The organism is Corynebacterium sp. H78, assembly GCF_037572275.1.
Taxonomy (GTDB): domain Bacteria; phylum Actinomycetota; class Actinomycetes; order Mycobacteriales; family Mycobacteriaceae; genus Corynebacterium.
Genome location: NZ_JBBHKX010000002.1, coordinates 968,253 through 988,927 on the forward strand (window position 1 = coordinate 968,253; position 20,675 = coordinate 988,927).

19 protein-coding genes are annotated in these 20,675 nt (G+C 56.7%); all 19 read left to right on the forward strand.

All coding sequences use genetic code 11. The annotated features are described in order from the left end of the window. Nucleotides 1-16 precede the first annotated feature (16 nt). The 19 genes from aroC (at nucleotide 17) to WG934_RS05615 (ending at nucleotide 20,631) form a co-directional block, all read left to right on the forward strand. The gene (gene aroC / locus WG934_RS05525; RefSeq protein ID WP_339978354.1) at nucleotides 17-1,204 is read left to right on the forward strand and encodes a chorismate synthase; all 1,188 of its coding nucleotides are present in this window, start codon (nucleotides 17-19) and stop codon (nucleotides 1,202-1,204) included. A gap of 15 nt (nucleotides 1,205-1,219) precedes the next feature. Continuing rightward, complete coding sequence (locus WG934_RS05530) at nucleotides 1,220-1,741, forward strand: shikimate kinase (RefSeq protein WP_339978356.1); 522 nt, start codon at nucleotides 1,220-1,222, stop codon at nucleotides 1,739-1,741. Nucleotides 1,742-1,786: 45 nt separating this feature from the next. Further along, complete coding sequence (gene aroB / locus WG934_RS05535) at nucleotides 1,787-2,893, forward strand: 3-dehydroquinate synthase (protein ID WP_339989037.1); 1,107 nt, start codon at nucleotides 1,787-1,789, stop codon at nucleotides 2,891-2,893. Further along, nucleotides 2,893-3,363 (forward strand): type II 3-dehydroquinate dehydratase, encoded by a 471-nt coding sequence (gene aroQ / locus WG934_RS05540; RefSeq protein WP_339989039.1) that lies wholly within the window; start codon nucleotides 2,893-2,895, stop codon nucleotides 3,361-3,363. The genes aroB and aroQ overlap by 1 nt, the downstream gene beginning before the upstream one ends. A gap of 6 nt (nucleotides 3,364-3,369) precedes the next feature. Continuing rightward, nucleotides 3,370-4,485, forward strand: coding sequence for a M24 family metallopeptidase (locus WG934_RS05545; RefSeq protein WP_339989040.1), 1,116 nt, complete (start codon nucleotides 3,370-3,372; stop codon nucleotides 4,483-4,485). A gap of 140 nt (nucleotides 4,486-4,625) precedes the next feature. Further along, a complete protein-coding gene (gene efp, locus WG934_RS05550; RefSeq protein ID WP_339978364.1) occupies nucleotides 4,626-5,189 on the forward strand; it encodes an elongation factor P in 564 nt (187 codons plus the stop codon). A gap of 33 nt (nucleotides 5,190-5,222) precedes the next feature. Further along, nucleotides 5,223-5,843, forward strand: a complete 621-nt coding sequence (gene nusB, locus WG934_RS05555; RefSeq protein ID WP_339978366.1) for a transcription antitermination factor NusB — start codon at nucleotides 5,223-5,225, stop codon at nucleotides 5,841-5,843. 149 nt (nucleotides 5,844-5,992) lie between these two features. Beyond that, nucleotides 5,993-6,565 (forward strand): bifunctional pyr operon transcriptional regulator/uracil phosphoribosyltransferase PyrR, encoded by a 573-nt coding sequence (gene pyrR / locus WG934_RS05560; protein WP_339989042.1) that lies wholly within the window; start codon nucleotides 5,993-5,995, stop codon nucleotides 6,563-6,565. 3 nt (nucleotides 6,566-6,568) lie between these two features. After that, on the forward strand, nucleotides 6,569-7,525 hold the full coding sequence (locus WG934_RS05565) for an aspartate carbamoyltransferase catalytic subunit (protein WP_339978370.1): 957 nt from the start codon (nucleotides 6,569-6,571) through the stop codon (nucleotides 7,523-7,525). Further along, the gene (locus WG934_RS05570) at nucleotides 7,522-8,883 is read left to right on the forward strand and encodes a dihydroorotase (protein ID WP_339989044.1); all 1,362 of its coding nucleotides are present in this window, start codon (nucleotides 7,522-7,524) and stop codon (nucleotides 8,881-8,883) included. The genes WG934_RS05565 and WG934_RS05570 overlap by 4 nt, the downstream gene beginning before the upstream one ends. A gap of 62 nt (nucleotides 8,884-8,945) precedes the next feature. After that, entirely contained in the window at nucleotides 8,946-10,124 is a 1,179-nt protein-coding gene (gene carA, locus WG934_RS05575) for a glutamine-hydrolyzing carbamoyl-phosphate synthase small subunit (RefSeq protein ID WP_339989259.1), read from the forward strand. 21 nt (nucleotides 10,125-10,145) lie between these two features. Beyond that, nucleotides 10,146-13,487, forward strand: a complete 3,342-nt coding sequence (gene carB / locus WG934_RS05580; protein WP_339978374.1) for a carbamoyl-phosphate synthase large subunit — start codon at nucleotides 10,146-10,148, stop codon at nucleotides 13,485-13,487. Nucleotides 13,488-13,490: 3 nt separating this feature from the next. Then, complete coding sequence (pyrF, locus tag WG934_RS05585; RefSeq protein ID WP_339989046.1) at nucleotides 13,491-14,345, forward strand: orotidine-5'-phosphate decarboxylase; 855 nt, start codon at nucleotides 13,491-13,493, stop codon at nucleotides 14,343-14,345. 329 nt (nucleotides 14,346-14,674) lie between these two features. Then, nucleotides 14,675-15,001 carry an integration host factor, actinobacterial type gene (gene mihF / locus WG934_RS05590; protein WP_339978378.1) on the forward strand — a complete coding sequence of 109 codons (327 nt, stop codon included), beginning with the start codon at nucleotides 14,675-14,677 and terminating at the stop codon, nucleotides 14,999-15,001. A gap of 5 nt (nucleotides 15,002-15,006) precedes the next feature. Continuing rightward, nucleotides 15,007-15,579, forward strand: coding sequence for a guanylate kinase (gene gmk, locus WG934_RS05595; protein ID WP_339978379.1), 573 nt, complete (start codon nucleotides 15,007-15,009; stop codon nucleotides 15,577-15,579). A 101-nt stretch (nucleotides 15,580-15,680) separates the two neighbouring features. Continuing rightward, complete coding sequence (gene rpoZ, locus WG934_RS05600; RefSeq protein ID WP_339978381.1) at nucleotides 15,681-15,959, forward strand: DNA-directed RNA polymerase subunit omega; 279 nt, start codon at nucleotides 15,681-15,683, stop codon at nucleotides 15,957-15,959. 81 nt (nucleotides 15,960-16,040) lie between these two features. After that, nucleotides 16,041-17,309, forward strand: a complete 1,269-nt coding sequence (gene coaBC / locus WG934_RS05605) for a bifunctional phosphopantothenoylcysteine decarboxylase/phosphopantothenate--cysteine ligase CoaBC (protein ID WP_339989048.1) — start codon at nucleotides 16,041-16,043, stop codon at nucleotides 17,307-17,309. Nucleotides 17,310-17,349: 40 nt separating this feature from the next. Continuing rightward, complete coding sequence (gene metK, locus WG934_RS05610; RefSeq protein WP_339989050.1) at nucleotides 17,350-18,564, forward strand: methionine adenosyltransferase; 1,215 nt, start codon at nucleotides 17,350-17,352, stop codon at nucleotides 18,562-18,564. A 9-nt stretch (nucleotides 18,565-18,573) separates the two neighbouring features. Then, complete coding sequence (locus tag WG934_RS05615; RefSeq protein ID WP_339989052.1) at nucleotides 18,574-20,631, forward strand: primosomal protein N'; 2,058 nt, start codon at nucleotides 18,574-18,576, stop codon at nucleotides 20,629-20,631. Nucleotides 20,632-20,675 lie beyond the last annotated feature (44 nt).

The window sequence follows — 20,675 nt, forward strand, 5'->3', positions numbered from 1 at the left end:
TGCCATTATGTTAGCCATGCTTCGTTGGACTACCGCAGGCGAATCGCACGGTCAGGCTTTGATTGCCATGATCGAAGGCGTACCCGCCGGAATCCCAGTTACCTCTCAGGATATTTCGTACCAGCTTGCTCGACGCCGGCTCGGCTATGGGCGCGGCGCGCGAATGAAGTTTGAGGCAGATGAGGTAACGATGGTTGGCGGAATCCGCCATGGAAAAACTTTGGGTTCCCCAGTTGCTCTCATGATTGGCAACACCGAGTGGCCAAAGTGGACCACCGTGATGTCCGCTGATCCGGTAGATCCAGAGGAACTCGACACCGCTCGCGGTGCGACCTTGACGCGACCACGACCAGGCCATGCAGATTTCAACGGCATGTTGAAGTACGACCATGACGATGCCCGCAACATCTTGGAACGCTCCTCCGCGCGCGAAACTGCCGCGCGAGTCGCTGCGGCGACCATCGCTCGGTCTATTCTCCGAGAGACGCTCGGCGTTGAAGTCACCAGCCATGTGATCTCAATTGGTGAGTCCGAGCCTTACGACGGCCCGCTGCCAACGTTTGCACACCAAACAGCTATCGATGAGTCTCCAGTCCGCGCGTTCGCCAAGGACGCCGAGGAGTCGATGGTCGCTGAGATTGAGGCTGCGAAGAAGCAAGGCGATACGCTTGGCGGCATTGTTGAGGTAGTCGTCCATGGTTTGCCAGTTGGACTCGGCTCTCACATTTCGGGCGAAGCGCGCCTGGATGCACAGCTTGCTGGCGCGTTGATGGGCATCCAATCGGTCAAGGGTGTCGAAATTGGCGATGGCTTTGAGGAAGCACGCCGTCGAGGCACGAAGGCACACGACGAAATGGTGCGTACCGAAACCGGTGTCGATCGTCTGACAAACCGCGCTGGTGGTTTGGAAGGTGGCATGACTAACGGTCAGCCACTGGTTGTCCGTGCTGCCATGAAGCCAATTTCCACCGTTCCTCGTGCGCTGAAGACCGTGGACATGGCTACGGGTGCTGCAGCGACTGCAATTCACCAGCGTTCAGATGTGTGTGCTGTACCTGCTGGCGGCGTTGTGGCCGAGGCAATGGTGGCCTTGACGCTTGCCAAGGCTGTACTTGAGAAGTTCGGTGGGGACAGCCTCACCGAGACAAAGCGAAACGTTTCGGGTTACCTTGAGCAGGTCTCTCGTCGTCTCGATTGGGAATAGGACGCAAACGCAGGAATGGCTACACCATTAGTCGTACTTATTGGCCCACCAGGCTCTGGAAAATCGACAATTGGACGTCGTCTAGCGCGGGCCATGAACGTCCCCTTGACGGACACAGATCACATGATCGAGGCCCGCGAGAACGGGACATGTGGCGATGTCTTCACTCGTCTCGGAGAACCTGAGTTTCGTCGTGTTGAAGAAGATGTCGTTGCTGAAGCGCTTACTCATGAAGGCATCATTTCTTTGGGCGGTGGTGCGGTCCTGTCAGCAGCGACCCGTGAGCGGTTGGCAAATCATCCCGTTGTGTACCTCGAAGTAAGTGCCGAAGAGGGGATTCGTCGTACAGCAAACGAGAACACCCGCCCCGTTCTGGCAGCAGAGGATCCGGCGGCGCACTACCGGGCTCTGTTGGAGTATCGAACACCGTTTTATGAAGAGGCAGCGAGCTTCAAGGTTCGTTCAGATCAGCGTTCTCCCCAGCGCGTCGTGTCTGAAATCCTGAGCTATCTCGATGTTGAGGAAGACGAAGCGTAAATTGTTGTAGAGTGCCTTCATCTGCGAAAGGATGTTTACTTCACAATGACCATCATTGACGTCAACGGTCCAGCTCCATACCAGGTCCATATGGGCTACGGATTGACGAAGGACATTGCTGAGGCTGCATCCTTCGCTGCGAATATTGCCATCATTCATCAGGGCAGTGTGGCGCCAGGTGCGCAGGCGATTTCTGACGCATTGGTCGCTCTCGGCAAGAACGCATTCTTGGTGGAAGTCCCGGATGCCGAGGCAGGAAAGACCCTTGATGTGTGCGAGCGCCTGTGGGGTCTCTTTGGCGAGAAGCGCATGGGCCGCAAGGATGCAGTGATCGCAGTGGGTGGCGGCGCTGCGACAGACCTAGGTGGCTTCGTAGCTGCAGCATGGATGCGTGGCATTGATGTCATCCAGGTTCCCACCACGTTGCTGGCCATGGTCGACGCAGCTGTTGGTGGCAAGACCGGCATCAATACGGCAGCCGGAAAGAACCTCGTGGGCGCTTTCCACGAACCACGCGCAGTGTTCCTCGACCTCGATTTCCTGCGCACGTTGCCAACAGAAGAATTGATCGCCGGATCTGCAGAGATCATCAAGGCAGGCTTCATTGTTGACACCAGGATCTTGGATTTGTACGAGTCTGACCCAGCGGGCTGTTTGGACGTCGATAAGCACCTTCCAGAGCTGATCCAACGCGCGGTCGAAGTCAAAGCACATGTTGTGAGTGAAGATTTGAAGGAGGCTGGTCTCCGCGAGATTCTCAACTACGGTCACACGTTCGGCCACGCTGTTGAGCGTTACGAAGAGTACCGCTGGCGTCACGGCCACGCAGTTGCCGTTGGCATGGTGTACGTTGCAGAGCTTGCGAAGGCAGCTGGCCTCATTGATCAGGAGCTTGTAGATCGCCATCGCACAATTCTCGAATCCATCGGGCTTCCCACCACTTACGATGCCGGACTTTACGACGAACTTTTCGACGGCATGGCCCGTGACAAGAAGAATCGCGCCGGCAACATTCGCTTTGTCGTGTTGACCGCTCCTGGTGCGACCGACCGTTTGGTCGGCCCAAGCGAGGAACTGTTGCGTACCGCTTATGAAACAACGGTCGACAATGGTGTTCCTGCTGCAGCTGCATCAGCGAGGAAGGGGCTCTAATGGCGAAAAAGCACGTGCCAACGGTTCTTGTTCTCAATGGACCTAACCTCAATCGTCTAGGAAAGCGACAGCCAGACATCTACGGCGCCACGACCCTTGCCGACGTCGAAGCAGAGCTGCACGAACTCGCGGAAGATCTAAGCGTGTCGGTGGACTGCCGTCAGTCAAACTACGAGGGGCAACTCATCGAGTGGGCTCATGAGGCTGCCGATAAGAAGTTGCCCGTGATCATTAATCCAGGTGGCTTTACCCACACGTCAGTTGCCCTTCGAGACGCGTTGGCCGAAGTCGCTGACGAAGCTGGTTTCTGGGAAGTTCACATCTCAAACGTGCATGCACGCGAGCCATTCCGCGCGCATTCCTATCTTTCGCCACTAGCCTCCGGCATTATCGTTGGCTGTGGTACTGACGGCTATGGTCTTGCTTTGCGCCAAGCCGCGAAGGCCGTTACCAACTGGGCAAAGGCTTGATGAGATATGAGCTCAGTCCACGCTGAACGACGATCCCGACTTGCAGCAGCCTTGGCCGAGAGTGGCTGTGATTGCTTCATCACCAGCTTGCCTACTCATGTTCAATGGTTGACAGGCTTCGCAAGTTCCAATGCTGCGTTGCTATGCACGGCAGATGGCACTGCGACGATCGCAACTGATGGTCGCTATACAGAACAAGTCAAAGCTCAAGCACCAGATGTTCCATCGATTCGAGCTCGAGCGTGCGCAGCTGCCTTGATTGGAACGCTCCTCGGCGACACCACATCAGCCACGCCACGTCGCATCGGTGTCGAAGCAGCGCATGTCAGCGTCGCAGAGCTTGCCAAGCTCACCACCGCAGTAGATGCTGATGCACGAGAAGACGTCGTCAAGCCCGAACTGGTTCATACCACCGGGGTGGTGGAAAAACTTCGGGAAGTGAAAAACGCAGCTGAACTGCACGCACTGCGTCACGCGGCATCGATTGCAGTAGAGGCTCTCCACGATCTGGTAGTTGCGGATCTGATTGTCGCGGGCAAGAGCGAGCGCGAAGTTGCTGCGGAACTTGAATACCGGATGCGGATTCGGGGCGCGGACAGGCCTAGCTTCGACACCATTGTGGCTTCTGGACCGAATTCCGCGCGCCCACATCACGGCGCTGAAGACCGAAAGCTTGTCGACGGCGACCTGGTCACCATTGACTTCGGAGCGTTTGCCGGTGGCTATAACTCTGACATGACGCGCACGTTCATTGTCGGTGGCTTCGAATCTGGAAGTGAGTTTTCGCGGAAGATTTACAACATTGTGCTGGAGGCGCAGCGTGCCGGTATAGACGCAGCACGAGCCGGAACTGCACTTGTTGACGTAGATAAAGCTAGCCGTTCCGTGATTGACAAGGCCGGGTACGGAGCATTCTTCGTTCATTCGACTGGACATGGCATTGGTATTGATGTCCACGAAGCTCCATTTGCTGCAATGTCGGGGAGTGGCACGCTGGAGCCAGGTATAACGCTCACAATTGAGCCGGGGATTTATGTACCGGATATGGGTGGCGTACGCATTGAAGACACACTCATCATTACTGATGGGGTACCCGAGATCATCACGGAATTTCCAAAGTAGAGACCACGGAGTAGCGACCACCCACCTGGGCAAATGTGGATAAATGTCCACAGGATTCGGCGTGCCATTTCAAGTCGAACCGCTTGAGGGGTATCGTTAACAGGTCAATACTCGCGTTTAGATCATTTACAGGAGATTCCGTGGCATCCACGTCTGACTTTAAGAACGGCCTTGTGCTGCAGATCGACAACAAGCTGCAGCAGATCGTTGAATTCCAGCACGTTAAGCCGGGCAAGGGTCCAGCATTCGTTCGTACGAAGCTGAAGGACGTCGTCACCGGCAAGGTCACCGACAAGACGTTCAACGCAGGTGTCAAGGTCGATGTGGCAACGGTCGACCGCCGCGACATGACCTACCTGTACCGCGAAGGCGAAGACTTCGTCCTCATGGATGACAAGACCTACGACCAGATCAACGTTGCTCCAGCTCTCATGGGCGAGGGTGCTCGTTTCCTGATCGAGAACACCCAGGTACAGGTTTCTTTCCACGAAGGTCAGGTTCTTTTCGCGGAAATGCCTGTCGCTGTTGAGCTTGCAGTGCAGCACACCGACCCAGGCCTGCAGGGCGACCGTTCCAGCGGTGGCACCAAGCCAGCTACCTTGGAAACCGGCGCAGAGGTTCAGGTTCCACTGTTCATCGAGACCGGCGACATCCTGAAGATCGACACGCGCGACGGCTCGTACGTCACTCGCGTCAACAACTAACCCATCTCGGTTGAAAGCAGAATCTGATTTTCAATGACCGATAAGGACACCAAGGGTAAGCGGGAAACCAACTACAAGCGTCATGGTTCCCGCTACCGCGCGCGTCGTCGCGCCGTTGACTTGCTTTTCGAAGCCGAGCAGCGTGGCGTTGACATCAACAGGCTTGTCGACGAGCGCCTGGACATGGCACGCGACCCAGAATCGGGTGTAAACCCGGTTCCGGAATACGCCGAGACGATCGCACGTGGCGTGGCTGCTGAACTGGTCACAATCGACGAGACAATTGCGTCGTATTTGACGGATGAATGGCCACTCCGCCGAATCCCGGCGGTTGACCGTGCCATTTTGCGGGTGAGCACCTGGGAACTGTTCTTCAACTCTGAGGTCCCACCTCGCGTCGCAGTGGTTGAGGGCGTTGAATTGGCCTCGGAGTACTCCACTGATGTTGCTCCGCCATACATCAATGCTGTTCTTGATGCTGAGGCTGATATTGCAGATCAGGCACGTTTGGCTGCAGCTGCCGTGAGCTCGATCGTGGTGGAGGCTCCAACTGAGGAAACTCCAGCAGATTCTGCAGAACCAGTTATTCAGGACGGCGAAGCCACCCCCGAGCACGCTGTAGCAGAAGTTTCAGAGCAGGAGAAGAACGACTAGTTCGTCGTCACGCGAGTAGAACTCTTGATACCACCCGCGCCGAGTCCCTTCAGGGATTGGGAGCTCGGGTGGTATTCTTGTTTTCGGATCCGTGTCCACACGGGACATCCTTTAACGGACCGCACTGAGAGGCGGGGAAGGAGGTCACGATGAGCGACAGCACGATTCCGGAAACTTCAACTGAATTGTTGAATGCAGAAGAAGTTAGTCGGACCGTTGCGCGCATCGCGCACCAGATCATCGAGAAGACTGCTCTGGATGGAACGAATGCAAAACGCGTTGTTTTGCTGGGTATTCCTTCCGGTGGCGTTCCATTGGCCGAGAGGCTGGCGGAACGTATCGAGACATATTCGGGCGTACGCCCTGAGACTGGTTCTCTGGACATCACATTGTTCCGAGACGACTTGCGGGATCGACCACACCGAGCTCTATTGCCTACGCGCATTCCTGCTGCAGGTATTGATGGCACCATTGTTGTCCTGGTTGATGACGTACTTTTTTCGGGTCGTACCATCCGCGCTGCACTAGATGCATTGAACGATATTGGTCGACCAGACATTATTCAGCTCGCGGTTTTGGTTGATCGAGGCCACCGTCAGCTGCCAATTCGCGCTGATTACGTCGGCAAGAATTTGCCTACTGCGCGTGGTGAAGACGTCCGGGTACTTGTAGAGGACATTGATGGCGTCGATTCCGTCATCCTCACTAGGGGCGGAGCGTAAAAAGTGAAGCATTTGCTCAGCATTGCTGATTTGTCGCAGGACGAAATCATTCAGTTGATGGATGAAGCAGATCGATTCCGAGAGGCCCTTGCGGGTCGCGAAATCAAGAAGCTGCCGACCCTGCGAGGTCGTACCATTTTTACTTTGTTCTACGAGAATTCCACTCGCACCCGCGCGTCATTTGAAACCGCAGGTAAGTGGATGAGCGCCGATGTCATCAATATTTCGGCATCGTCTTCGTCTGTGAAGAAGGGCGAAAGCCTGAAGGACACCGCGTTGACCCTGGATGCGATTGGCGGCGACGCGATCGTCGTAAGGCATCCATCTTCGGGTGCCGCAAAGTTGATTGCCGGTTGGACCGATGAGTTCGGCAACGGCCCATCGGTGATCAACGCTGGCGATGGTAAGCACCAGCACCCAACGCAGGCACTGCTCGATGCAGTGACGTTGCGTCAACGCCTGGGCGAGATCAAGGGCCGGAAGATCGTCCTGGTTGGCGATATCTTGCATTCGCGCGTGGCGCGGTCGAACGCTGATTTGCTCAGCAAGCTCGGTGCCGAGGTTGTCTTTGTGGCACCGCCGACCTTGTTGCCTTTTGGCGTCGAGACCTGGCCGGTTCAGGTTGCTCACCGCATGGAGCCTGAGCTTCCCGATGCCGACGCTGTCATGATGCTCCGCGTCCAGCAGGAACGCATGAACGGTGGTTTCTTCCCATCTCACCGCGAGTACGCCACCCGTTATGGGTTGTCACGCGCTCGGGAAAAGATGCTTCGCGACGACTGCGTTGTGCTTCACCCTGGTCCAATGTTGCGTGGCATGGAAATCAACGACCACGTTGCAGATTTGCCACGCACAGCTGTCTTGCAGCAGGTATCTAATGGTGTGCATGTCCGCATGGCGGTCCTGTTCACACTGCTCACAGCTGGTATCGAGTCTTCCTCGGAAGGACATGCAAAGTGACTACTGAACATCACAGCGACAAAGAATTTCCACCAGTAGGTCCGCTTGCAGCACCAGCGACCGGCGAGCTCTTGCTAAAGAGTGTGCGCCCATACGGCGAAGGTGACGACGTCAACGTCCTAGTGAAGGACGGTGTTATCGCCGAAATCGGCGCTGATGTCGCTGCATCTAGCGAAGAAGCTCGCATTCTTGAGTTTGATTCGCTCGTGTTGTTGCCAGGTCTCGTTGATATTCACGTACATCTGCGGGAACCAGGACGCGAAGATACTGAAACTCTGGCTACGGGTTCGGCAGCTGCCGCGCTCGGAGGCTTCACCGCCGTATTCACCATGGCCAACACCTCGCCAGTGACGGACGATCCGTCGATCGCTGAATCAGTCTGGCTAAAGGCACAGGCCCTGGGGCTGTGCGATGTCCACCCGGTTGGATCTATCACAAAGGGGCTGCAGGGCCAGAACCTGACCGAGTTCGGCATGATGGCTGACTCTCAGGCCAAGGTCCGCATGTTTTCTGACGATGGCAAGTGCGTAGATAATCCACTCATCATGCGTCGCGCAATTGAGTACGCCCGCGGCGAAGACGTATTGCTTGCACAGCACTGCGAGGATCCACGCCTCACCGCGGATGCAAGTGCACACGAGGGCGCAACAGCTGCTCGGTTGGGGTTGACGGGATGGCCTCGCGTTGCGGAAGAGTCCATTGTTGCGCGTGATGCCATCATGGCCCGTGACTACGGCGGGCGCATGCACATTTGCCATGCCTCAACGGAAGGCACGGTCGAATTAGTGAAGTGGGCTAAGGAACACGATATTCCGCTGACGGCGGAAGTGACCCCACACCACTTGATTCTCACTGATGCAGTGCTGGAAACCTACGATGGTGTGTACCGCGTCAATCCACCGCTTCGCGAGGATCGCGACACTATCGCTCTACGCGAAGCCCTAATCGACGGCACCATTGACTGTGTAGCCACCGACCATGCGCCACACGGCTCTGAAGAGAAGTGCTGCGAGTTCGAGTTCGCGAAGCCCGGCATGCTCGGTCTTGAAACCTCAATGCCAATCATCGCTGAACAGTTCGTCCTGAACGGACCATGTGACTGGCGCTGGCTGGCCAAGGTAATGAGTGAACGCCCCGCTGAGATCGTGAAGCTTCCTGGCCATGGTCGGCCAATCGCAGTTGGCGAGCCAGCCAACTTGACGGTTGTCGACCCAGGCAAGAAGTGGACGGTATCTGGAGAAGAGCTCGCATCGAAGTCGTCCAACACGCCCTACGAATCTATGGAGATGGCAGTTTCTGTGGCCGCTACAGTTTTGCGTGGCCGAGTCACTGCACTCGACGGTGAGGTCGAAGCGTGAGTTCGTCGTCCTCTTCCACAAACATTAACGATGGTGTTCGCACCACCGAACTTGAAACCCCAATGCAGAAAGGCAGTGAAGTGAGTAAAGAGCCAGCAGGGGCTAATACTCCCGCCGTACTGGTCCTAGCCGATGGCCGAGTTTTCCGAGGCCGTGGATTCGGCGCAACCGGGCAGACGCTCGGTGAGGCAGTCTTTACGACTGCAATGACCGGTTACCAGGAAACACTGACCGACCCTTCCTTCCACCGTCAAATTGTGGTGGCAACTGCCCCGCAGATCGGTAACACCGGTTGGAACGACGAAGACTCTGAGTCTCGTGACGGAAAGATTTGGGTAGCTGGCTACGTCATTCGTGACCTGTCTCGTACGGTTTCCAACTGGCGAGCTAAGCGCAGCCTGGTTGACGAGATGGTGGCACAGGGCATCGTTGGTATCCGCCAAATCGATACTCGTGCTCTGGTTCGCCATCTTCGTGACAATGGTTCGATCGCAGCCGGCATCTTCAGCGGTGAAGCTGCAACACAGCCGGTCGAAGAACTCGTCGAGATCGTTAAGTCGCAGCCATCCATGGCAGGCGCAGACCTGTCAGCAGACGTTACGTGCGACGAAGCTTACGTCGTCAAGCCAGAAGGCGAAAAGAAGGCAACCATTGTTGCCTATGACTTGGGCATCAAGCAGAACACCCCACGCGAGCTAGCTAAGCGGGGCGCAGAGGTCATCATGGTGCCTGCCAATACTCCGTACAAGGAGATCAAGGAAAATTACTCCCCAGACGGTGTGTTCCTGTCGAACGGCCCAGGCGACCCCGCAACTGCAGATGAAATGGTGCAGGTAGCAATGGACGTCATGAACGACGATATGCCACTCTTTGGTATCTGCTTCGGTAACCAGATCCTTGGCCGCGCCTTCGGTATGAACACCTACAAGATGCGCTTTGGACACCGCGGTATCAACGTGCCTGTTAAGGATCACACTGACGACACCATCTACATCACCGCGCAGAACCACGGCTTCGCGCTCGAAGGTGAAGCTGGCAAGACGTTTGAGACACCTTGGGGCCCAGCACAGGTCACCCACACCTGCCTTAACGACGACGTCGTCGAGGGCGTATCCCTGCTGAACGGTAAGGCATTCTCGGTGCAGTACCACCCGGAGTCCGCAGCTGGTCCGAATGATGCACGCAATCTATTTGACCGCTTCATGACGCTCATCGCATCGACCAAGAACTCCGAGAACTAGGAAAGGCTAGAGCAAAACACCATGCCACGTCGTACAGACATTAATCACGTACTGGTCATCGGCTCTGGCCCGATTGTTATCGGACAGGCTTGTGAATTCGACTACTCCGGTACCCAGGCTTGCCGCGTACTGAAGGAAGAGGGACTCCGGGTCACCTTGGTGAACTCGAACCCTGCAACCATCATGACGGACCCAGAGTTCGCTGATGCAACGTACATCGAGCCAATTCAAACCTCCTACATCGAGAAGATTTTCGAGAAGGAGAAGGCTGAAGGCCACCCAATCGATGCTGTTTTGGCAACCCTCGGTGGCCAGACTGCTCTGAATGCAGCTATCGCGCTTGATCGCGAAGGCGTGTTGGAAAAGTACGGAGTCGAGCTCATCGGCGCTGATATTCCAGCTATTCAGCGCGGTGAAGATCGCCAGATGTTCAAGGACATCGTCACCAAGATCGGTGGCGAGTCCGCTCGTTCCCGTGTCTGCCACAGCATGGAGGAAGTCCACGAAACTGTCGCCGAGCTTGGTTTGCCCGTTGTTGTCCGCCCATCATTCACTATGGGTGGCCTCGGATCTGGTCTTGCATATAACCAGGAAGACCTGGAGCGCATTGCAGGTGGCGGTCTCGCTGCATCTCCAGAAGCAAACGTCCTCATCGAAGAATCCATCCTCGGATGGAAGGAATTCGAACTGGAGCTCATGCGCGATAGTGCAGACAACGTCATCGTGATCTGCTCCATCGAGAACGTGGATGCACTGGGTGTCCACACTGGTGACTCTGTCACTGTTGCACCAGGCATGACCCTGACCGACCGTGAGTACCAGACCATGCGTGACCAGGGTATCGCCATCATTCGTGAGGTCGGTGTCGATACCGGTGGCTGTAACATTCAGTTCGCTGTGAACCCACGCGATGGCCGTATCATCACCATTGAGATGAACCCTCGCGTCTCTCGTTCCTCGGCACTGGCATCGAAGGCAACTGGCTTCCCAATCGCAAAGATCGCTTCGAAGCTGGCAATCGGATACACGCTGGACGAAATCACCAATGACATCACTGGTGCTACGCCTGCTGCATTCGAACCTGTCGAAGACTACGTCATCGTCAAGGCTCCACGCTTTGCTTTCGAGAAGTTCCCCGGCGCCGACGACACCTTGACCACCACCATGAAGTCCGTCGGTGAAGCTATGTCCATCGGGCGCAACTACATCGGTGCGCTGGGTAAGGTCATGCGTTCCCTCGAGAACAAGCCAAACGGTTTCTGGACCGCATCCGACGAGTCCTTCGCAGGCGAGCGCGCCAACGACCTCGACGCTGTCTTGGAAGACCTCAAGCGACCAACCGAAGGCCGCATCTACGACGTCGAGTTGGCACAGCGCCTCGGCGCATCAATCGAGCAGATCCACGAAGCTTCCGGACTGGATCCATGGTTCATCGCTGAGATGGAAAACCTGCAGGACATTCGTCAACAGCTTCTCGACGCACCGGTCGTCGATGAGGCACTACTGCGCGAAGCAAAGTACTGGGGTCTGTCGGATGCCCAGATTGCGGCGCTTCGTCCAGAGATGGCAGGCGAGGAGGGCGTTCGTCAGCTGCGCTGGCGTCTGAACATTCACCCTGTATTCAAGACTGTTGATACCTGCGCCGCTGAGTTCGAAGCGAAGACGCCGTACCACTACTCGGCGTATGAGCTTGATTCCGCCGCAGAGTCTGAGGTGGCACCACAGACCGAGCGCGAGAAGGTCATCATCCTTGGTTCGGGTCCGAACCGCATCGGCCAGGGTATTGAGTTCGACTACTCCTGTGTCCACGCAGCACTCGAGCTGTCGCGAGTGGGCTACGAAACCGTCATGGTCAACTGCAACCCAGAGACCGTGTCTACTGACTACGACACCGCCGACCGCCTCTACTTCGAACCACTGACGTTCGAGGATGTCATGGAGGTCTACCACGCAGAGGCACAGTCGGGCACCGTCGCAGGTGTCATCGTCCAGTTGGGTGGCCAGACTCCGTTGGGTCTCGCCGAGCGTCTTGAAGCTGCTGGTGTGCCAATCGTCGGTACGTCGCCACAGGCTATTGACCTTGCAGAAGACCGTGGTGAGTTCGGCAAGGTCCTGGAAGCTGCTGGTCTGCCAGCGCCAAAGTTTGGCACGGCAACTTCGTTCGAAGAGGCACGCGAAGTCGCTGCAGGCATTGGTTACCCAGTGTTGGTTCGTCCTTCGTATGTTCTTGGTGGCCGAGGCATGGAGATTGTCTACGACGAGGAAACTCTCGAAGACTACATCAACCGCGCAACGGAACTGTCCAGCGAGCACCCAGTATTGGTGGACCGCTTCTTGGACAACGCCATCGAAATCGATGTCGACGCTCTGTGCGATGGAACTGAGGTTTACCTCGGTGGCGTTATGGAGCACATCGAAGAAGCTGGCATTCACTCCGGTGACTCCGCATGTGCGCTGCCACCAATGACCTTGGGTGAGAACATCATCGACCTTGTTCGTGAATCCACCGCGGCTTTGGCTCATGGCATCGGTGTCAAGGGCTTGATGAACGTTCAGTACGCGCTGAAGGACGACACTCTGTACGTCATCGAAGCCAACCCACGTGCTTCTCGTACTGTGCCATTCGTTTCGAAGGCAACGTCTGTGCCGCTGGCCAAGGCTGCATCTCGTGTCATGATGGGTGCCACGATTGCGGAACTGCGCGCTGAAGGCATGATTCCAGAGGGCGTCGATGGTGGCTCGTTGCCAGAGAACTCTCCAATCGCAGTCAAGGAAGCAGTGTTGCCGTTCAATCGCTTCCAGGGCTTCGATGGTAAGGCTCTCGATAGCCTGCTGAGCCCAGAGATGAAGTCCACCGGCGAAGTTATGGGTCTCGCCGATAACTTTGGAGCTGCCTTCGCGAAGTCGCAGTCGGCAGCGTTCGGCGATCTGCCGACCGAGGGAACAATCTTCGTATCGCTCGCTAACCGCGACAAGCGCACCTTGGTCTTCCCAATCCAGCGTTTGGCAGAGAAGGGCTTCCGCATCGTCGCTACGCACGGCACGGCAGGCATGCTGCGTCGCAATGGTATCGACTGCGAGGTCGTCAATAAGCAGACGGCTCAGGGATCAGAGGTGGAAGGCGAACCAACCATCGTGGATATCATCCGGGACGGTGGAATCGACCTGATCATCAATACTCCTTCCGGTTCTGCAGGTGCTCGCTCTGACGGATATGAGATCCGTGCAGCAGCAGTGAAGATGGGCATTCCTTGTGTAACCACTGTTCAGGGAGCTGTCGCCGCTGTTCAGGGCATCTCGGCCATCACTAACGACACTGTTACTGTCCGCGCTTTGCAGCAGCTGCAGTCGCTCAAGGGGTAAGTGATGAGTACACCTCGTGCTCCGTTCGGCGATCGGCTGCTTGACGCTACCGAGCAGCGTGGTCGACTGTGCGTAGGCATTGACCCACACCCAAGTCTCCTCGAGGCATGGGAACTTCCAGTCAATGTTGACGGCTTGAAGACCTTCACTAACACCTGCGTAGAGGCCTTTGCCGATACCGCAGCATTGGTGAAGCCGCAGGTCGCCTTTTTCGAGGCCTTCGGCTCCGGTGGTTTCGCAGTGCTGGAGCAAGCACTAGCCGATCTCTCATCCGGTGGAGCGTTAACTCTTGCTGATGCCAAGCGAGGCGACATCGGGTCCACCATGGCTGCTTATGCTCAGGCTTGGCTTTCCGACGATTCGCCATTGGCTGCGGACTCCGTCACTGTGTCTCCGTATCTCGGATTCGGATCCCTGGATCCTGCCCTCGAGATGGCTGAAGCGACAGGCCGTGGTCTGTTTGTTCTGGCTGCCACCTCAAATCCAGAGGGTGCCAGTGTGCAGACAGCCGTCGTCACGCGGGAAGATGGGGAACAGCGCTCCCTGTCACAGCTGATTGTCGATTCGGCATCGAGTGTTAACAAGCGGTCGATGGCGGCCGGCGCGCGTGCTGGATCAGTGGGTGTCGTCGTTGGTGCAACCCTGGTGGAGTCGCCCGATTTGGACGAGCTGTCAGGTCCGATTCTGTTGCCTGGTGTGGGTGCACAGGGTGCCGGAGCGGAGGATGTGAACCGTTTGGTGGGAGCGTCTGCTCGGTTAGCTCTGCCAAGCGTCTCACGTGGGATTTTGAAGACTGGACCGAGTGTTCAGGCGCTTCGGGAAGCCGTTGCGCGGATTGCTTCGGAGTTCCCTGTGTAAACCATGAACACCCGTAGCGACGCTACGATCCGTGTCGTTCAGAGCGAAACGGCCCCACCTGCAGGTATTCAAATTGGATACAAACAGGCTGGGGTCGTTTACTTGTTTCGAATTATCTGGCATTTGGGTGCTACAATCGCCAAAGCTGACCTGTTCACGCAGGTGGCACCACCCGAAGCGGTGAAATATATTTCACTTTTCTGGTGTGTCACCGCGAGTGATTGACAAACCTCAATCGTTCTCGTGTACGGTCACCCTCCAGTTCGACTAATCATCGAACCGGTAGCTTTTTATACCGACCAATTAACCTACGAAATAACGGAGGAACCGTGGCCCTTCCGCAGTTGACCCCAGAGCAGCGTGCAGCAGCCCTCGAAAAGGCAGCTCAGGCTCGCAAGGTCCGTGCAGAGCTCAAGGACAAGCTGAAGCGTGGCGCAACCGATCTGCCAGAGGTCCTGAAGCAGGCTGACGAAGACGAGATCATCGGCAAGATGAAGGTCTCGGCACTGCTTGAGGCAATGCCAAAGGTGGGTAAGGTCAAGGCCCAGGACATCATGACTGACCTCGAGATCGCACAGACCCGTCGTCTGCGTGGTCTGGGCGACCGCCAGCGTCGTGCATTGCTGGAGCGTTTCGGCTACAACGTCGAGGACTAGGCAATATGACCGGGACTGAATCTGCCAGGCTCGTGGTACTTGCGGGTCCTGCCGGAGTCGGGAAGTCAACCGTTGTTGGCCGGCTTCGTTCCGAAGTTCCGGGGCTGTATTTCAGCGTTTCTATGACTACCCGGTCACCTCGACCGGGAGAGGTTGAAGGACGCGACTATTTCTTCGTCAGTGCTGATGATTTCCAGGATCGCATCGACAACGATGAGATGCTGGAGTGGGCTGATATTCATGGTGGTTTGCAGCGTTCAGGCACACCGAGACAGCCAGTAGAAGATGCATTGGCGCAAGGCCGTCCTGTTCTCGTGGAGGTGGATCTCGCGGGTGCTCGCAGCATTCGTCAGGCTCAGCCAGATGCACATTTGCTATTCTTGGCCCCACCTAGCTGGGACATTTTGGTCGAGCGTCTTACCGGACGTGGTACCGAATCGGCAGAGAATATCGCTCGGCGTCTCGAAACCGCACGCACCGAAATGGATGCCCAAGGAGAATTCGACACCGTCGTGGTCAATGACAATGTTGACGATGCAGTTGCAGCTATCGCAGCCGCACTGACGGGTTCGAACTGACGCGGACTATTTTGGGCTGGAGTTCACAGGGATACACTTGATATCACGGCTCTAGCCAATTTCTCATTCTTATTAATTTCTAGTTCAGGAAGATCGTTTACGTGACCCAGGACAGCACTACCACTGAGGCAGTCTTTGACCCGCCAGTTGGTATTACCAACCCACCAATCGATGAATTGCTGGACAAGGCATCGTCGAAGTACGCCCTCGCGATTTTCGCTGCGAAGCGCGCTCGCCAGATCAATGACTACTACCAGCAGCTCGATGACGGCATGTTGGAGTATGTAGGTCCGCTGGTGACGCCGGCTGTGGCTGAGAAGCCACTCTCCATCGCGCTGCGCGAAATCAACGCAGGTCTGCTGGAGCACACCGAAGGCTAGAAAACAGCTAGAAACTAGTTAGCCTTGCACGTATCCTTGGGTAATTAACCCGCAGGTACGTACACAGGAGAACTCAACACAATGGCCGCTGGCTACCCCGATGATTCCACTTCGTTGAAGATTGTCGTCGGTGTAGCCGGCGGCATTGCTGCGTATAAGGCCTGCCATTTGGTACGTGCCTTCACCGAGCGGGGTCATTCCGTCCGCGTGGTGCCAACGGAATCTGCACTGAAGTTTGTGGGCGCTGCGACATTCGAAGCGTTATCAGGCAACCCCGTAGCGACGACAGTCTTTGAAGCAGTGGACGAAGTGCAGCACGTTCGCGTCGGTCAGGACGCAGACCTTATCGTCATCGCGCCTGCCACCGCAGATTTGATGGCTCGAGCGGCGCATGGACAGGCCAATGACATGCTGACTGCAACGTTGCTTGTTGCCACCTGCCCAGTAGTTTTTGCTCCGGCCATGCACACCGAGATGTGGAACCATCCGGCGACTCAGGATAACGTCGCTACGTTACGTCGCCATGGCAAGATCGTGCTACCACCGGCACATGGCCGATTGACAGGCAAGGACACGGGTCCCGGACGTTTGCCAGAGCCCGAACAAATTGCAAAGTTGGCGTTGTTGGCTGCACGTGCACCACAGGCTTTTGCACAGGATCTCGCGGGCAAGCACGTCGTAATCACTGCGGGTGGTACCCGCGAGGCGATTGATCCGGTGCGCTTTATCGGAAATCATTCGTCGGGGCGTCAAGGCTACGCTATTGCTGAAGTGGCAGCTGCGCGTGGCGCGGATGTCACGCTCATTGCCGGCGCTACCGACGAATTGCCGGTGCCTGCTGGCGCGAATGTGGTCCGAATTGGTTCAGCTCGCGAGATGGAGAAGGCGGTAGCAGACGCTGCACCAGAAGCGGACGTGTGCATTTTCGCGGCGGCGGTCGCTGATTTCCGGCCGGCTAACGAAGCGACCTCGAAGATGAAGAAGGGCAGTGCCGATGATGCGCTGACTCGGATTGATCTGATTGAGAACCCAGATATTTTGGCGACGACGGTGCAGCGTCGTGAAGCTGGAGAGATTCCTGCCTCCACTGTCCTGGTCGGCTTCGCCGCCGAAACTGGCGACGACAGCCACACTCCGCTGGAGTTTGCAAAGGTCAAGCTGGCAAAGAAGGGCTGTGACGTTTTGCTGTGTAACGATGTTTCCGCAGGCAAGACATTTGGCTCGGACGACAACGTCGGATGGCTGTTAGATTCGACCGGTGCAGTAGTTGATGTGCCTTTCGGCACAAAGTATGAAGTGGCGTCGCATTTGCTGGACCACGTTGTGACAATAGTGAACCGCTTAGTCTAGACTGAGCAGGGTTATTATCGCTGCAATAGAAGGAAGTACCGTGGCACGTCACCTGCGCCTCTTCTCCAGTGAGTCCGTCACTGAGGGCCACCCGGACAAAATTTGCGACTCCATTTCGGATGCAATCCTGGACGCAATGCTGACTGAGGATCCGCATAGCCGCGTTGCTGTCGAGACAGTCGTTACCACCGGCCTGGTGCACGTTGTCGGTGAAGTTCGGACGGAAGGTTACGTGGATATTCCACGCATTGTCCGCGAGCGACTGCGTGATATCGGCTTCGACTCGTCGGAAAAGGGCTTCGACGGCACGACGTGTGGCGTATCGGTATCTATTGGCGAGCAGTCCGCTGAAATCTCGGATGGCGTAACGACGTCGCTTGAAGCGCGTGATGCCGCAGGAGCCGAGCTCGAAGAAGAAGACCTCGCTGGTGCTGGTGACCAGGGCCTCATGTTCGGATATGCGACGAATGAAACTCCTGAGTTCATGCCACTGCCCATTGCGCTGGCACATCGACTGGCTCGTCGACTGACACAGGTACGCAAGGAGGGCATTGTCCCGCATTTGCGCCCAGATGGAAAGACCCAGGTGACGCTTGCTTACGATGTCGATAACAGCCCGAAGTACATCGACACGATCGTAATTTCTACTCAGCACGATCCAGGCATCACTCAGGACTGGCTGAAGCAGCAACTACACGAGCACGTGATTTCGTGGGTGATCAAGGAAACCAACCTGGAACACATGGTCACTGGTGAGCTGACACTGCTCATTAACCCGTCAGGTTCCTTCGTCGTCGGTGGACCGATGGGCGATGCCGGTCTGACGGGACGCAAGATCATCGTGGACACCTATGGTGGCATGGCTCGTCACGGCGGTGGCGCATTCTCCGGTAAGGACCCATCGAAGGTGGATCGCTCCGCTGCCTACGCCATGCGGTGGGTAGCAAAGAACATCGTTGCCGCTGGCCTCGCTGACCGTGCTGAGATCCAGGTTGCTTACGCCATTGGCCGCGCGAATCCAGTTGGCCTGTATGTCGAGACTTTCGGTACCGGAAAGGTACCGGCCGAAGTCATCGAACAGGCTGTAGACAAGGTATTCGATCTGCGTCCAGCAGCCATCATTCGTGATCTTGATTTGAAGCGTCCTATTTACGCAGCGACAGCTGCATACGGTCACTTTGGTCGTACCGATCTTGATCTTCCGTGGGAACGACTGAACCGCGTTGATGACCTGAAGGCTGCAGCTGGCCTATGATAGGCCACCGTGAGTAACGAAACCCGAGCCGATGAAGCAACCCCCGCGTTGCCCGTCGCTCGGGTTTTGCCTTTGTTGGGTTTACCCCAGTTGGACAGGCCTTTCGACTACTTGGTGAAGCCGGAACACGACGCAGCTGCACAGCCAGGAGTTCGGGTTCGGATCCGTTTCAATGGCCAGCTCGTTAATGGCATCGTGTTGGAAAGAGTGAAGGAGCCAGCTCACCAGGGCCGGCTGACACCGCTGAAAGACGTGATCTCGCCAGAAATTGTCTATCCACCTCAACTGGCTCGACTCGTCGATACGCTAGCGCAGTATTACGGTGGCGTGCGTTCGGATATCATCCGGTCCGCAGTACCGACGCGGCACGCGCGTGCAGAGAAGCAACGTCTGAAGCACCACAGCAATGACAACGAACCGTATGAGCCTCCGACATGGGAGGAGCTGGGCGCACTTGTTACCGAAGATATCGATGTTAGTTCCTGGAATGCCTACGCGTATGCGCAGTCCTATATTGCAGCTGTACTTGACGGGCAGCCGGCGCGTGCTGCTTGGCATCCAACACCAGGGGAGAACACCACACTCCGCATCGCTGAGTTAGCTGCCTCTGTGGCGCGTGCAGGTGGCGGTGTCTTGATTGTGGTGCCCGATCAGCGACGCATCGACCAGCTCGACGTAGAGCTGCGCAACTTCGTGTCGCCACGTCAAATCACGACGCTGGCAGCAGGCACGGGTCCGGAATCTCGCTATCGCCGCTACCTTGACATCTTGCATGGCCAGGGCCGACTCGTGATTGGCACACGGTCTGCGGTGTTCGCTCCTGTGCTCAATCTGCGTCTGTTAGTGGTGCTTGACGACGCCGACGATAACCTCGCCGATCCGCGTGCACCATATGTGCATGCCCGCACGGTCGCAGTGACACGTAGTCAACAAGAGGGATGCGCGCTGCTGATGGGATCACAGACCCGTTCAGCTGAGATGCAGCAACTGGTCGATTCACGGTGGGCGCACAATTTAGTCGCAACCACGGAAGCTTTGGAACAACGCATGCCTGTGATGATCGCGTCGTCAGATTCGATTGCTGATCCAGAAAACATGTCTCGGTCCCGACTTCCTGCTGCAGCATTTCGACATGCCCGCGCGGCACTGCGCGCTGACCTACCGGTGCTCGTGCAAGTTCCACGCAAGGGCTACATGCCCACGCTGTCCTGCCAACGCTGTGGCACGCCCGCACGGTGCCGTCACTGCAATGGCCCGCTCGGTATTCCGACAAGTAAGAATCCTGATGAACCCGCTCCACCAACGTGCCGTTGGTGTGGCCGCATCGATGTCCATCATCGTTGTCACGAGTGCGGTTCACCGCGCATCAGGCCTACGATTCTCGGAACCGATCGCACGGCTGAAGAGATGGGACTCGCATTTCGTCCTTTTCCTGTTGTGATGTCGTCGGGCGATCACATTGTGACGGAGATTCCCACTGGTGGACGGATCGTCGTCGCAACGCCGGGTGCTGAACCTCACGTTGAGGGAGGGTACGGAACCACGTTGATTCTGGATACCTGGGTGACGCTGGGACATCAGGATCTGCGTGCCGACGAAGACGCGCTGGCGACCTGGGCAAAAGCCGTAGCCTTAACTCGGCCTGGGGTTGACGGCGGACATGTCATCATCGATGCGGACGCGGCGGTTCCCGTGGTGCATGACTTGCTGGGCTGGAATATTGTCGCCGCTGCGGAACGTGAACTTGCAGATAGGGCAGCCGCTGGGTTGCCACCAGCGACATCGATGGCGGCTATCGACGGCACCGCGCGGGCGATCGATCGGTTCGCGGCTGATTTCCGTGCTCCGGAAGGGGCAGAGCTGCTGGGCCCAGTTGAGCTGCCAGCGACTATGCGTCCTCCAGCAGGTGTTGAGCCAGGAACGCCGATTCGTCGGCTGCTAGTACGGGTGCAACGATCCCAAGCTGCAGAGTTGGGCGCTCGGTTGCGGGAAGCACAAAGCGTTCGAGCCACAAACAAGGAGCCAACACCTGTGCGGGTGATCGTTGACCCAGTTCGTTTCGGATAGCTGCTGGGATACGATGAAACTCTAGAAGTTAGGTAGAGGAGTTG